Origin of the sequence: Sphingobium rhizovicinum (genome assembly GCF_042647625.1) — a bacterium.
Taxonomy (GTDB): Bacteria; Pseudomonadota; Alphaproteobacteria; order Sphingomonadales; family Sphingomonadaceae; genus Sphingobium; species Sphingobium rhizovicinum.
In genome coordinates this window covers 550767-564990 of the sequence record NZ_JBHRVU010000004.1, presented here as the reverse complement: position 1 = coordinate 564990, position 14224 = coordinate 550767, and the positions used below count along the sequence as shown (strand labels likewise).

The window sequence follows — 14224 nt, the reverse complement described above, 5'->3', positions numbered from 1 at the left end:
ATGATCGTGAAAAATGCCGCGCTTGCATCGCTTCTGCTCGCCACTTGCCTGCCCACGGCGGCGCTGGCGGAACCCGTCCTGCTGATCTCGATCGACGGCCTGCGCCCCGGCGACGTGCTGGAGGCGGACAAGCGCGGCCTTTCCCTGCCCAATTTGCGCCGTTTCCTGACCGACGGCGCCCATGCATCGGGCGTGACCGGCGTTGCGCCCACGCTGACCTATCCCAGCCACACGACGCTGATGACCGGCGTCACCCCGGCCACCCATGGCATCGTCGCCAATAACAGCTTCGATCCGACCGGCATCAATCAGGGCGGCTGGTACTGGTATGCGCAGGACATCAAGGTGCCGACTCTATGGGAGGCGGCAAGCAAGGCGGGCCTGACGACCGGCAACATACACTGGCCGGTCAGCGTCGCGGCAAAGGGCGTCCGCTGGAACCTGCCGCAAATCTGGCGCACTGGCCATGCCGACGACGCAAAGTTGCTCGACGCGCTGGCCACGCCGGGCCTGAAGGCGGAACTGGAAAGCAGGGTCGGCCAGTCCTATGCCATGGGCATCGATGAAAGCCTGAGCGGCGACCAAAATCGCGGCCGCTTCGCCACTGCCCTGATGGCGGCGCACAAGCCCGATTTCCTGACCGTTTACCTGACCGCTCTGGACCATGAACAGCATAGCGTCGGCCCGGATACGCCGCAGGCCCATGATGTTCTGGAAAAGATCGACGCCATCGTCGGCGATCTCGTCGCGGCCGAGCGCAAGGCGCATCCCGACGCGGTGATCGCGCTGGTCAGCGACCATGGGTTCGAAGCGACCCACACCGGCCTCAACCTGTTCCGCGCCTTCATCGACGCCGGCCTCATCACGCTGGATAAGGATGGCAAGGTCGCATCCTGGCAGGCCATGCCGTGGATCGCCGGCGGTTCGGCGGCGATCATGCTGTCCCGCCCTGATGACGCCGTGAGCGTGGCCAAGGTCAAGGCGCTGCTCGACCGGCTGGCCGCCAATCCGGCCCACGGCATCGCCGCCGTGCTGGACCAGCCCGCCATCGCAAAGATCGGCGCCAATCCGCAGGCGCGCTTCCTCGTCAATCTTCAGCCCGGTTTCGTCACTGACATTTATCGCGGCCCCACCGCGCCGCTGGTCGCGCCCACCCCGGTCAAGGGCATGCACGGCTATCTGCCCGGTCCCGCCCATCTGGAGGCGACTTTCCTGATCAGCGGACCGCACATCGCCAAGGGCAAGGATCTGGGCCGCATCGACATGCGCGCCATCGCGCCGACACTGGCCAAGGCGATGGGCGCTACCCTGCCAGACGCGCAGGCTGCGCCGCTGGAGCTTCAGTAACAGGATCGACGCCGAACCGTCATCGCCATGACCGATTGCGATCATGGCGATGCAACAGCTTCGTAAGCGGCGCGTCACGCTGGCCCGGTACAGGACAGGCATGACAGCGATCCATCCCCGCCAGATCCGCATTTCCGCTGCCGACAAGGCGCGGCTGCGCATCCTCTTCCTTGCCAAACATGCCTGCGCCGATGGCCGGCCTGATGCGCAGGATGGCAATCACGCCATCTATCATCATGAAATGCGGACCACGCTGGAGACGATCGGCCTGCATGTCGATGTCGCCGACCGCTATGATGCGCTGTTCGATCGTCCTGATGCCGATTTCGTCGTCACCCTGCTCAATCGCGGCGGCTTCCTGAACAGCGAAATGCTCGCCCCGCTGCTGCTGACCCGGTGCGACCTCCCTTATCTGGGCGCTTCGCCGATCGTGCGCGGCCTGTCCGACGATAAATATCTGAGCAAGATGATCGCCCGCGCGCGCGGCGTGCCGACGATGAAGGCGCAGATCTTCCGGCGCGGCGGCCTGTTCGAAGCGCCGGCTTTCACGGCCGACCGGCTGGTGGTGAAGCCCAACGCCTCCTCCGCCTCCTGGGGCGTAAAGATGGTCGATAGCTGGGCAGAGGCGCGCGACCATGCCGACAGCCTGTTTGCGCTGGGCCATGATGTGCTGGTCGAACAATGGGCGCCCCTGCTCGACGTCGCCGTGCCCGTGGTGGGCGGCAGTGGCGGCGCGCCCTGGATTCTCCCGCCGATGATGTATGTGCCGGCCGATCCGCATCGCGAACGCAGCTATGAGGAAAAGCGCGGCCTCATCGACGCGGGCGACGATCCGCTGGTGCTGGTCGAGGACGCGGACCTGCGCACCCGGCTGGAGGCGATGACGCAGGCGATGCTGCCTGAACTCTGGCCGTTCGACTATGGCCGGTTCGAGTTCCGCTATGACCCGGCGAGCGGAACGGTGCTGTTCATGGAAGTGAACCTGTCCTGCAACCTCTGGTCGAAAAAGACCATCTCCCGATCGGCCGCCTCGATCGGGGTCGACCATGCGGCGCTGGTCGAAACCATCATCGGCCACAGTCTGGAGCGGCAGGGATTGTTGATCGCCATGCCTGAACAGGTGGCGGCATGATGCCGGGTCGGACCACGGCGGTCATTCTGGCCGGGCGACGCGACGGCGCGACCGATCCGCTGGCGCTGACGGCGGGTGTAACCCACAAATGCCTCGTCCCAGTCGCGGGCCAGCCGATGCTGCTCCATGTGATCGAAGCGCTGGCCGCCAACAGCCGGATCGGCGAAATTCGCGTGGTGATTGAACAGCCCGAATTGCTGCGCGACCTGCCCTCTTTGCGCGGGCTGATCGCGGGCGGACGGCTTAAGGGGATTGGCGCGCAGCCCAATCTGGTCGACAGCGTGCTCGCCTCGGCGGAGGGCGCGGCCTTCCCCCTGCTGATCACCACCGCGGACAATGTGCTGCTGACGCCCGAAGCCGTGGACGAGATGATCGATGGCTGCGCCGCGACACAGGCGGATGCGGCGGTCGCCTTCACCCGGCGCGCTTTCGTGCTGGCCGCCCATCCGCAGGGCCAACGCAAATATTACCGCTTCGCCGATGACAGCTATTCCAACTGCAACACTTACTGGATGCGCGACAGGTCCGCGCTCCGCGTTGCCGAGACCTTCCGGTCGGGCGGGCAGTTTGTGAAGCATCCGATGCGGATCATCAGCGCCTTCGGCCTCATCAACCTCATCCGCTTCCGCTATGGCATCGGCACGCTGGAACAGGCGTTCGGCCGCTTTTCCCGCCGCTTTCGCCTGCGCATCAGCCCGGTGATCCTGACCGATGGCGCGGTCGCGATCGATGTCGACAACGCGCGTACGCGCGATGTGGCCGAGACCGTGCTGGCCGACCGCGCCACGCTGGCGATCGCGGCGGAATAGAACTTGCTCACCTTGCGCGCGCTGCCGGTTGGCCGGGACGGCGGCAACAGCCTGCTCGCCGCCTATCATGACGGGCTGGCGCAGCACTGGCCGCCCGCGCGGCGGCTCGCCGGGCATCTTCTGGCGCTGGCCGGGCGCGGCGGATGGTCGGCGGCCGAACGGCTGTATCTGGGCCATGGCGTGCGCCTGCACGGCCTCAGCATGAAGGATCGCAAGGGGCTGCATCGCCTGCTCAACCCCGCAGCCTTCCCACTTTTGAATAATCCGTTGAAGAATAAGCAGCTATTTGCGGAACGGGCGGTGGGACTGCCCCTACCCGACGCCTGCGATCCCGATGGCATGAATCTGGTCGACTGGCTCGCAGGACAGGACGACATCATCGCCAAGCCCAGCTATCGCTCCAAGGGGCAAGGGGTGGAGCGCTTCGTGCGGCAGGATGGGCATTGGCGGGCAGATGACACATGCATCGACAGTGTCGCTCTCGCTGTTCACCTGCATCGTCTCTGGCGTCAGGGCGGCGTCATTCAGCGGCGCCTGCCAACCCATCCTGCCCTTGTCGACCTGTCCCCCGGCGCGTTGCCGACGTTGCGGATCGTTACCTGCCTGAATGAAGAAGGCGTGCCCGAAATCTGCGCCACCGCGCTGCGCCTGTCGGCCGGCGGCCCGCGCCCGGTCGACAATTTCAACGCCGGCAATCTGGTGCTGGCGGTGGATGACAAGGGACGATGCGGCGTCGCCTGGCGCAGCGGCGGCCAGCGCCCGCCCTCCCGCCACAGCCGCCACCCCGCGACCGGCGCAGCAATCGAGGGCATGACCATCCCCGACCTCGCCGCCGCCCGCGCGCTGGCGATGCGGGCGCATGATCGATTTCGCGCCGGCTTTACCGTGATCGGCTGGGACATCGGCCTCACTGCGCAAGGCCCCGCGCTGATCGAGGGCAATTGGAACCCGGGCACCGACATCGTCCAGCTGGTCGAAGGCCGGGGCATCGCGCAAAGCCGACTGGGCGAACTCTATCGCCATGCCCTGACGCAGCTTCCCGCCAGCCAATGGCGCGCGGCTCCGGCGCTGCAACGGGACCGCATGTGAAAATCGCCCTCTATGTCCATGCGCTGGCGGCGACCGGGGTGGTGCGCAATGTCCGCCTGCTTGCGGCCGACCTGACGGCGCGGGGCCATGATGTCGAACTGGTGACGGCGCTGCCTGGCGGCGCGGGCGTGGGCGGCGTGCCGCACCATGCCCTGCTGTCGGATGCGGACGGATCGCGCCGGCTCCAGAAATGGCGCGCCATGCCCCGCCTGCACGCCCATCTGCGCGCCAGCCGGCCGGACCTGCTGATCTCGGCGGGCAATCATGGCCATCTGACCGTGCTGCTGGGCAGCCGCTTGCGGCCGGGACTGCGCCGTGTCTATCGCATCAGCAATGATCTGCGTCGCGCTGCGCCGGGCGCGCCCAAGGGAGTGTTCGCGTCCATCGGACGCGCACTGATGACCCGCCTGCTGGCGGCCGACGCCGATCATCTGGTGCTGGTATCCCCAACCTTGGTGGACGGCGTGCCGGCCTTTGCCCGCTCCGTCGCTTCAGGGCGCGCCAGCGTGATCGAAAATGCGATCGACGCCGGCACCGCCCGTCGACAGGCCATGTTCCCCGCGCCGCATCCCTGGCTGGACGGACCTGCACCCGTCATCCTCGCCATTGGTCGTCTGGCGCCGCAGAAAAACTTCCCGACGCTGATCGACGCTTTCGCCCGACTGCGGCAGGACCGCCCTGCCCGCCTGATCCTGCTGGGCGAAAGCCGCGACGATGCCCGGCAGAGCCTGTATCGACAGGCGGCCGCACTGGGCGTCGAAACCGACCTGCTGCTGCCCGGCGCAGTTGACAATGTATTCCCCTGGATTGCGGGAGCCGCCGCCTTCGTCCTGCCATCCTGGTGGGAGGGATCAGCCAATGTCCTGCTGGAAGCGATGGCCCTCGCTCGGCCGATCGTCGCATCGCGCAGCGCCGGCAACGCCACCGCCCTGCTCGACCATGGCCGCTTTGGGCTATTGATAGACCCGGCCGATCCGGCCGCCATGGCGCAGGCGATCGCACAGCAGATTGATCCGGCCCGCCACATCCTGCCGGGCGACAGGATCGACGCCTATAGCCTGGATCGCTGGTCGGATGCATGGCGCACTATTGTGACGCAGATCGCGCCAGCACCCGAAAGGCGACCCGCCTTCACCTGACGGGGCGTCAGCCGTCGGTCAGGCCGCGGATCGTCGCCGCATCCAGCGGCGCATCGAAATGCACGTCGAATTTCTTGCCATCCACCCAGACGACATGCGCCGCAACGCGCATGCCATCCGTCTGAATGATGATCCCGCTGCCCGGCCGGGGCGCCCGACGTTCGCAATGGAGCAACGCGCCGGATGCCGACAGGTCCAGCATATGGGCCCGCAGCGCGATGCCGTCGTGGCGCAACTGGACCGGCTCGAACAGCTTGCGCCGCATAGCGTCATGCGACGCCGCGTCTCCATCCGCATAGGAATCCCGCTCGATCATGGTCCGAGCCTCCCTTGTCGACAGACTGCGCCAACAGCGATGACAGCCCGTCAACAAACAGGGCGTCACCCCGATTAACCATTTTTCAGTTCCGAAAAGCGCAGGGAATGATGCTGGCCGGATCAGGTCGCGCGGCGATGCGGCGGAAGCGGGCGAGATAACCGCCCGCGGTCGGCTTAGGGATCACCTCTTCCATGCGAAAGCCCATGGCGGCCAGTTCGCAGGCCAGCAGGCGCGGCGGCGTGCCATGCTGATCGGTCGACCGATTGGCGTCGACCACGATCAGTTCGCCATTCTTCCTGAGCGCGGGACTGAGATGCCAGAGAAAGGCATAAGGCTCTGCGATCTCATGATACATATGGACCATCAAAATGCGGTCGAAACTGTTTGCGGGCAGCCTGGGGTCTTCGGGCGCGCCCAGCTTGACGCTGACATTGTCCCATTTTTCCCGCGTGATGCGGCGCGACAAGGCTTCGATCACTTCGGGCAGAATATCCTCCGCCAGCACCCGCCCGTCCGCGCCAACCCGTTTGGCGAGGCGCACCGTATAATAGCCCTCGCCCGCGCCGATGTCGGCTACGCTCATGCCGGGGCGGATGCCCGCGCGGTCCATGATGTCTTCTGCTTCATTGACGCGGTCACGCGCTTCCTCGCTGGACCAGCGAGTCGACACGATCGGCGCGATCGGGCGGTCGGCGCGGGGGAAATCCTGCGCGGCGGCGGGGCGATCCTTTTCATCGCCCCCACCCAACGGATTGCAGGCGGCGAGCAGGAGCAAGATGCCCGCCGCAACCGCCCGCACGATCATCAATCGACATCCTCCACATCGACCGATTCGCCCGTCACCTTCTGCGACAAGGCGGCGGCCATGAAGGGATCGAGCGCGCCGTCCAGCACATCGTCAGGCGAGGTGGAGGTGACGCCGGTGCGCAGATCCTTCACCAGCTGATAGGGTTGCAGCACATAGGAGCGGATCTGGTGGCCCCAGCCGATTTCGGTCTTGGCCTGATAGTCGGTGTTGGCCGCTTCCTCCCGCTTGCGCAGTTCGGCTTCATAGAGCCGCGCCTTCAGCATGTTCATCGCCGTCGCGCGGTTCTTGTGCTGCGATCGGTCATTCTGCGACGCGACGATGATGCCCGAAGGGACGTGGGTGATGCGGACCGCGGAGTCGGTGGTGTTGACGTGCTGGCCGCCCGCGCCCGATGCGCGATAGGTATCGATCTTGAGGTCGCTTTCCTTGACCTCAATATCGATATTGTCGTCGATCACCGGATAGACCCACACCGACGAGAAGCTGGTGTGGCGGCGCGCCGCGCTGTCATAGGGGCTGATGCGGACCAGGCGGTGAACGCCGCTTTCGGTCTTGGCATAGCCATAGGCATTTTCGCCCTTGATCAGGAAGGTGGCGGACTTGATGCCTGCGGTTTCGCCCGCCTGATAATCGACCAGATCGACCTTGTAGCCGCGCCGTTCCGCCCAGCGGCGATACATGCGCGACAGGATTTCGGCCCAGTCCTGACTTTCGGTACCGCCCGCGCCGGCATGGATTTCCAGATAGGTATCGCTGGCGTCGGCCTCACCGGCCAGCAGCGCCTTGATCTTGTCCTCGTCCGCCCGCTCGGCCAGCGCCTTCAGCGCGGCGATGGCTTCGGCGACCATATCCTCGTCACCTTCGGCCTCGGCCATTTCGATGAGTTCGGCGTTATCGGTCTTCTCGCCCTCGATCGAGCGGGTCGCGCCGATCGCGCTGTCGAGCCGGGTGCGCTCGCGCATCACCTCCTGCGCCAGCTTGGCATTGTCCCACAGGGTCGGGTCTTCGACACGCGCGTTCAACTCGTCCAGCCGGCGCAGCGCACGGTCCCAGTCGAGGAAGCGGCGCAGCAGGTCCAGCGCGGCGTCGATACGGTCGATATATTGCTGCGCTTCGGCGCGCATGGGAAGTCTCCAGAAATGTCGTTGCGCCCAAACGCGCCAGCAAACGCATGCCACTATCCGAGGGCGGCGGATTTGGGAAGGGCGTAAGCCAAAGGCCAGACGGGCTGCCCTGCTTTTCACAAATCCGCAACTATCATCTTAATCGAGCAACCAAACGCCTCTAGTGTTGCGATATATTCGCGACTAACCAAGGCATATGCGGTTCAAGAAAATCCTCAAGCGGCTGCGTCCTCGCCGACATAAAGCCCCGCCCACTGATCCAGTTGTTCAGGGCGAAGCGGCTCCGGCGGCGGCCGGCAACAGCTTCCTGCCCGACATGGATCGTTGGGTTCATATCCATTATGTCGATTCGATCGATCAGGTCGTCGCTGAAATCGGAGATCCAGCCGGGAAGACCATAATGGACCTGGGCTGCGGCGAAATGTTGATGACATATGGCCTGGCAGCGCGAGGCGCGGCTCAGGTTGTGGGCCTGGACGTGTCGGCGCTCAATCCGGAGGGCGCTGTTGCACGACTGATCGAAGCCGGCTTTCCCGAAGCGGAACAGATCAAGGATCGGGTTAGCGCCTGCGTCTATGACGGTCGGGTCATGCCGTTTGACGACAATCATTTCGATGTGGTGTTCAGTTGGGGAGTCATGGAGCATGTCGCCGACGTTCCCGCCGTACTCGCGGAGATCAAGCGCGTGCTCAAGCCCGGCGGGGTCGCCTTCATCAAGGTCTTTCCGTGGTTCCACAGCTATTATGGCAGCCACCTGTCGGACTTCATCCCCACGCCTTTCGCGCATCTGACGCTCGACAATGCAGCGATGCGCGCGATCATAGAAAAGACGGCGCATGAACAGACCGTGGTGCATCCCAATCTGATTCTGGGCCACATGTGGGACGAATATCAGACGCTCAATCGTTATTCGGCGAACATGTTCTATCGCGACGTCAAGGCTGCCGGCTTTACCCGCGACGTGTGGAAACTCATCAGTCACCAGCATGACCTGAGCCATGCGCCGGCCGGCCATGATCTGTCAGACCTTATGGTGTCAGGATCAGACACGCTGCTTTATAAATAAGCCGTATGGCGCGCCTTCAATAAATCCCGCCCTGCCCTTCCAGGAAGTCGGCGTCGTTGCGGCGGCGGCCGCCTAGCCGCCAATCCTCCCCTGAAAGGGGAGGTGGCAGCCGAAGGCTGACGGAGGGGTAGCTAGCCCCGCGCGCTGGCGCTGATGTGGAGGACGACAGCCTCTACATCCTTCAGCACATCCGTTGCCCGGATACGGAGAACCCTGATCCCCTCCCCGGTGAGCCACAGGTCACGCGCCGCATCCCGTTCCGGTGCGTCGCCACGCCCATGCACCTCGCCATCGACCTCAACCGCAAGGCGGTGTCGGGGGCAGAAGAAGTCCAGTATATAGACGCCCGCCGGATGCTGGCGCCGAAAGCGGAGGCCGGCGGGGCGTTTGCGCAGTTCCTGCCAGAGCAGGATTTCGGGCAAGGTCATGGACCGGCGCAAGGTGCGGGCGCGAAGCTGCGTGTCTTTCGGGCCATGGAGCATGGCCGCACCCTACCCCTCCGTCTGGCCTGCGGCCAGCCACCTCCCCTTTCAGGGGAGGATTTTCTCGTCGCATTATTCCTCCCCTGAAAGGGGAGGTGGCATCGCGAAGCGATGACGAAGGGGTAGTTCACCCCACGCATAAAGTGGATGTCATCCATTCGCGCCAAGCTGACAAACGATCAGCGCAATTGGGTCATTCGTCCGTCGGAAAAATACCCGACTTCAACATCGGGAAGTTCAATAGATACGCGACTTGCCAACAGCAAACGCGCTTGATCGAGTTGCTCCACTATGTGCGGTTTAAAACCCTCATAATGGGCATCTTCGTACCTCAGAAGCCATTCCGCCAAGTCAGAACATAAGGTCGGGCTCAATCCAATATCGGAAGGCTCAATATAGCCACCCTCCATTTTATCTCTGATTCCAGTGCCTGACAGCATCCCGTCGATGAGAAGAATACGGTCTGCCATCCCTCAATAAATCCCGCCCTGTCCTTCCAGGAAGTCGGCGTCATTGCGGCGGCGGCCGTTGGCGACCGCGCGGTCTGCGCGGGCGGCGGCGACCTTGGCCTGTTCCTCGGCTTCTTCCTTGCGGATCGAGCGGCGAGGTTCGGATTCGGGCTTGAACGCTTCCCAGATCACGGCAGGCTTGGGATCGGTGCCGGGCCATGCGCCATAGACGCGCTTGCCCGAACGGCGGTCGATCGCGACCATGCGGATGCCGGCGGGCGCGACGAAGGGCGTCTTGGGCATGGTTTCCAGCAGCGGCGTCATCGCCGCCTTCCAGATCGGCGCGGCGATGCGGCCGCCCTGCGCCCAGCCGCCCAGGCTGCGCGGCTGATCATAACCGATATAGACGCCCGCGACGATGTCCGGCGATCCGCCCACGAACCAGACATTGGTCGGGCCGTTGGTGGTGCCGGTCTTGCCAAAGAGCGGGCGGTTGAGGTCGGCCAGCACGGTGGCGGTGCCGCGCTGGATCACGCCTTCGGTGATGTGGACGACCTGATAGGCGGTCATCGGGTTCATCACCTGTTTGCCCTCCATGCCGAAGCGGGGCATCGGCTTGCCGTCCCAGTTCGCCATGTTGCAATTATCACAAGGCTTCCAGCGTTCGGGCCAGATCACCTTTCCACGCCGGTCCTGCACATAGTCCATGACCTTGGGCGGGAATTGCCGGCCCTGATTGGCGAGCGCGGCATAGGCGTTGACCATGCGTTCCACCGTCGTCTCGCCCGCGCCCAGCGCGAAGGAGAGATAGGGCTGATAGTCGCCGATCCCCATATTCTTGATGGTGCGCACGACACGATCCATGCCGGTCTGGCTGGCGGCGCGCACGGTCATCAGGTTGCGCGATTGCTCCACGCCCCAGCGCATCGTCTGCGGACCGGCGCTGCCGCCGGAGAAGTTGCGGAAGCATTTCTGGCCAAGGCCCGCGCCCTGATAGACGCACAAGGGGCCATCGACGATGATCGAGGCGGGGGTCATGCCATTGTCGAGCGCGGCGGCATAGACGAAGGGCTTGATGGTGGAACCGGGCTGCCGCAGCGCCTGCGTCGCGCGGTTATAGGAGGAGAGGCGCGAATCGAAGCCGCCCTGCATCGCGCGGATGCGGCCGGTATGGACTTCCTCCGCGATCATGCCGCCGGAGACTTCGGGAATGTTGCGCAGCGCCCAGCTTGATCCGTTGCGCGCCACGACGATGAGGTCGCCCGGCTTCATCGCCGAGAAGGCCGGGCCGCCAGTCTTGCGATAGGGCGTCTGCGCCGCGCCGGCCGGGAGCGTGCCGGTGCTGCCGTCGGCGAAACCGATCTGCGCGTCCGTGGACGTGCGGCTGATGATCACCGCGACGCGCCACTCGGCATAATCGACGTCGATGTAGCTGGCCGCCAGTTCCTTTTCCCAGCCATTGTCGACATTGACATGGCCGACCGGACCGGACCAGCCGCGCCCGGCGTCGAACCGGAGCAGGCCGTTGCGCAGCGAGGTGGCGACATGATCCTGAAGCGTGGGATCATAGGGGCTGCGCACCCAGAGGCCGCCAGCATAGACGCTGTTCGGGCCATCCTCCGCCTTTTCGCCGAACAGCTGGATCAGGCGGCGGCGCACCTCCTCCATATAATAGCCGCCGGCGCGGGCGTCGAAGCTGGAGCCATGCGCCTGCACCGTGCCGAGCGGCTGCGCCTGCGCGGCGGCGCGCTGGGCGGCGGTGATCCAGCCATTCTTCTCCATTTCGCCCAGCGCCCAGTTGCGGCGATCGAGCGCGCGTTCATGCCCCTTTTCGCTTTCCGGGCGATAATTGGCCGGCCCCTTGGGCAGGATGGCGAGATAGGCCATTTCATGCAACTGGAGGTCGGCGACATCCTTGTCGAAATAAGCGCGGGATGCCGCCTGAACGCCATAGGCGTTACGGCCAAGGAATATCTGGTTGAGGTAGAGTTCCAGGATCTGCTGCTTGCTCAGCACATTTTCCATGCGCCAGGCGAGGATCATCTCCTTCACCTTGCGGGTCGGGGAATATTCGTCGCCGATCAGCAAATTCTTCGCGACCTGCTGGGTGATGGTGGAGCCGCCGCGTGCACGCTGGCCCGAGCCGAGCTTGCTGGCATAATCGAACACCGCGCCGGCGAAGCCGGGAATATCCACGCCATGATGTTCAAAGAAGGTCTTGTCCTCCGCCGCCAGATAGGCGCGGATCAGCAAGGGCGGATAATCGCTATATTGCAGCTGGACGCGGCGTTCGCGGGCATAGCTGTGCACCGGCTGGCCATTGATGTCGCGCACGATGGTCGGCAGCGGGGGCTCATATTCCAGCAGCGAGGTCGCGTCGGGCAGGCCGCGCGCGAAGATCAACCAGAACAGGGCAATGGCGAGCAAGGCGCCGCCCAGCAGGATCGCCACCCAGCGAAACAGGCGGCGCTGCCATAAGGGGCGCAAACGTCCAAACAGGCCCCCGGCGTCACGGCGCAGGCGATAGGCAAAGGACTTAGGGGCGGTTTCGGAACGGGCCTCTTCCATGGGAAAGAGGCTCTAGGGTCAAATCGCGGCCAAGGCCAGTGGCGATCATGCGATCGGGCATGCGATCGACCGCATCTGGCGACCGTGGCGGACGCATGTGCGGCGAACAATCCCTTAACTTCGCATATTTCCCGCCGAATCGGACATTTTGTTGCGCTGGGCTGATCCTATCGAAAAGGCGCAGCATCCAGGGCGGGATCGAACAGAGCAACCCAACATCCGCCGTTCTGTTCGAGCGTTTTTTGGATAAAGGTCATGCCGGTTCAGTAGCGCACATCCTGCAAATAGGACAGGTCAGCCCCCGGCCGCGCCGCTGCGCATCGCCAGTTTGCGGGCGAAATGCACGTCGATGGCGCGAGCGACGCCACGGGCGATCTTTTGCTGCCCATCGCGCGAGGACAGGAAGGCGCTGTCGTCGGCGTTGCTGATATAGCCGGTTTCGAACAGGATGGACGGCGTATCGGGCGCTTTCAGCACCATCAGCGAGGCAAAGCGGTGATAGGCGCTGCGGAAGGGCACATAGGGCGCGGCCTCCCGCTGCAACAGGCGTGCAAAGTTAGCGGAAATATTCATCGATTCGCGCTGGGTAAGGTCGATCAGGATCGAGGAGACATCGCCCGACTGACTACCCAGGTTCACGCCATTGATGATGTCCGCCTTATTTTCGCGCGCAGCCAGACGCGCCGCTTCCCGGTCGGAGGCGGTTTCGGACAATGTATAGACGGTCGCGCCATGGGCTTGGGTATTTTCCGCCGCGTCGGCGTGGATGGAGATGAACAGGTCCGCCCCCAGCTTGCGGGCGATGCCATAGCGTTCCTGCAACACCAGGAATTTGTCGTCATCGCGGGTCAGCGCCACGCGGACGCGGCCCGATTTCACCAGCTGGTCGCGGATCGCCTGCGCAATGGCCAGCGTCACATCCTTTTCGCGCTTGCCATTTTCGCGGTTGATGGCGCCCGGATCATGGCCGCCATGGCCCGCATCGATCACCACCAGCGGGCGCGCGCCATCATGCGATCCTTCCACCGGCGGCAGGGCGACGCCGCGGGCGGCGGCCGGGATCGGCACGGTGATCGAATGGATGCGCTTTTGCGGACGCGCGGCCATGTCGGCCGGCGCATCGAAACGGGTGCGCCCCCGGCCGACTTCGGTGCGGAAGCGGCTGTCGCTGACGCCCTGAAGCGAGAAGCTGAGCGATTTGCCGTCGGCCGCCATGTGCGGATCGCCGAGCGCGGCAGGACCGGACAGGTCCAGCACCACGCGGGCAGTGCCATCCGAAAGCTGGCCCTGCCGCACCGCCGCGACGCTGCCCTTGCCCGGCGAAAAGTTAAAACGCCCCATCTGCGCGCCGGGAATGTCGAGCGCGAGCCGACGCGGCGAATCCAGCAGGAAGGCGGACGCGCCCTCAACCCGGTCGTCAAAGCGCACGACGACGCGGTCGTCGCGCACGTCGACGCCCGATATGCCGCCCGCGCTGATCGGCGCGGCGAAAAGCATGCCCGCAAGGGCAAGGCCCTGAACCATGCGCCGCTTGTGCAGCGCCTGTCGGTTGGCCGTCCAGCCAAATTTCATGACGATGATCCGTCCGAGAGCGTCCCCACGCTGAATCCCGGATTAAGCATTGCCTGTATGAGTCGGGTAAAATGAGAAGGTTAACAGTCGCTTCAGCATCGAATGCAGCGCATTGCCGACTGCCACAGATTCGACATAATATTTTGGGCAGCCGTTGCCCCATCGGTATTTGACTGCTACCCATCCATATTCCTGACAGGTCCGCCTATTATAATGGCAGGCTTTTAAGGGCAATGAGATAAGCATCGACGGGCGCGGGATCGCACCCCCGGCGATGACGCAAACAGGTTGACGCTGCATGAGGCATGAATTTCCATCCA

General features: G+C 64.4%; 13 protein-coding genes. 6 read left to right on the top strand and 7 right to left on the bottom strand.

The window, feature by feature from the left end; translation table 11 throughout:
* Nucleotides 1-3 precede the first annotated feature (3 nt).
* The 5 genes from ACFOKF_RS04165 (at nucleotide 4) to ACFOKF_RS04145 (ending at nucleotide 5516) form a co-directional block, all read left to right on the top strand.
* Nucleotides 4-1347: an alkaline phosphatase family protein gene (locus tag ACFOKF_RS04165; RefSeq protein ID WP_380797649.1), complete on the top strand. Its 1344-nt coding sequence runs from the start codon at nucleotides 4-6 to the stop codon at nucleotides 1345-1347.
* 100 nt (nucleotides 1348-1447) lie between these two features.
* On the top strand, nucleotides 1448-2479 hold the full coding sequence (locus ACFOKF_RS04160; RefSeq protein ID WP_380793391.1) for a phosphoribosylglycinamide synthetase: 1032 nt from the start codon (nucleotides 1448-1450) through the stop codon (nucleotides 2477-2479).
* On the top strand, nucleotides 2479-3288 hold the full coding sequence (locus ACFOKF_RS04155; RefSeq protein ID WP_380797647.1) for an NTP transferase domain-containing protein: 810 nt from the start codon (nucleotides 2479-2481) through the stop codon (nucleotides 3286-3288). The genes ACFOKF_RS04160 and ACFOKF_RS04155 overlap by 1 nt, the downstream gene beginning before the upstream one ends.
* Nucleotides 3289-3291: 3 nt before the next feature.
* Entirely contained in the window at nucleotides 3292-4377 is a 1086-nt protein-coding gene (locus tag ACFOKF_RS04150; RefSeq protein WP_380793389.1) for a sugar-transfer associated ATP-grasp domain-containing protein, read from the top strand.
* Complete coding sequence (locus ACFOKF_RS04145) at nucleotides 4374-5516, top strand: glycosyltransferase (RefSeq protein ID WP_380793387.1); 1143 nt, start codon at nucleotides 4374-4376, stop codon at nucleotides 5514-5516. The genes ACFOKF_RS04150 and ACFOKF_RS04145 overlap by 4 nt, the downstream gene beginning before the upstream one ends.
* Before the next feature lie 7 nt (nucleotides 5517-5523).
* Here the strand turns inward: ACFOKF_RS04145 and ACFOKF_RS04140 are convergent, their stop codons facing one another.
* The 3 genes from ACFOKF_RS04140 to prfB all read right to left on the bottom strand — a co-directional run bounded on the left by ACFOKF_RS04140 (nucleotide 5524) and on the right by prfB (nucleotide 7767).
* Nucleotides 5524-5832: a PilZ domain-containing protein gene (locus ACFOKF_RS04140; protein ID WP_380793385.1), complete on the bottom strand. Its 309-nt coding sequence runs from the start codon at nucleotides 5830-5832 to the stop codon at nucleotides 5524-5526.
* A gap of 85 nt (nucleotides 5833-5917) precedes the next feature.
* Nucleotides 5918-6640, bottom strand: coding sequence for a class I SAM-dependent methyltransferase (locus tag ACFOKF_RS04135; protein ID WP_380793383.1), 723 nt, complete (start codon nucleotides 6638-6640; stop codon nucleotides 5918-5920).
* Nucleotides 6640-7767 carry a peptide chain release factor 2 gene (gene prfB / locus ACFOKF_RS04130; RefSeq protein ID WP_380793381.1) on the bottom strand — a complete coding sequence of 376 codons (1128 nt, stop codon included), beginning with the start codon at nucleotides 7765-7767 and terminating at the stop codon, nucleotides 6640-6642. The genes ACFOKF_RS04135 and prfB overlap by 1 nt, the downstream gene beginning before the upstream one ends.
* Before the next feature lie 196 nt (nucleotides 7768-7963).
* Between prfB and ACFOKF_RS04125 the strand changes: the two genes are divergently transcribed.
* The gene (locus ACFOKF_RS04125) at nucleotides 7964-8833 is read left to right on the top strand and encodes a class I SAM-dependent methyltransferase (RefSeq protein ID WP_380793379.1); all 870 of its coding nucleotides are present in this window, start codon (nucleotides 7964-7966) and stop codon (nucleotides 8831-8833) included.
* A 131-nt stretch (nucleotides 8834-8964) separates the two neighbouring features.
* On the opposite strand, the gene ACFOKF_RS04120 is transcribed toward ACFOKF_RS04125, so the two are convergent.
* The 4 genes from ACFOKF_RS04120 to ACFOKF_RS04105 all read right to left on the bottom strand — a co-directional run bounded on the left by ACFOKF_RS04120 (nucleotide 8965) and on the right by ACFOKF_RS04105 (nucleotide 13904).
* The gene (locus ACFOKF_RS04120) at nucleotides 8965-9315 is read right to left on the bottom strand and encodes an endonuclease domain-containing protein (RefSeq protein ID WP_380793377.1); all 351 of its coding nucleotides are present in this window, start codon (nucleotides 9313-9315) and stop codon (nucleotides 8965-8967) included.
* 179 nt (nucleotides 9316-9494) lie between these two features.
* Complete coding sequence (locus ACFOKF_RS04115; RefSeq protein WP_380793375.1) at nucleotides 9495-9785, bottom strand: hypothetical protein; 291 nt, start codon at nucleotides 9783-9785, stop codon at nucleotides 9495-9497.
* A 3-nt stretch (nucleotides 9786-9788) separates the two neighbouring features.
* Nucleotides 9789-12332: a penicillin-binding protein 1A gene (locus tag ACFOKF_RS04110; protein ID WP_380793373.1), complete on the bottom strand. Its 2544-nt coding sequence runs from the start codon at nucleotides 12330-12332 to the stop codon at nucleotides 9789-9791.
* A gap of 294 nt (nucleotides 12333-12626) precedes the next feature.
* Complete coding sequence (locus ACFOKF_RS04105; RefSeq protein WP_380793372.1) at nucleotides 12627-13904, bottom strand: N-acetylmuramoyl-L-alanine amidase; 1278 nt, start codon at nucleotides 13902-13904, stop codon at nucleotides 12627-12629.
* Nucleotides 13905-14224: the final 320 nt, after the last annotated feature.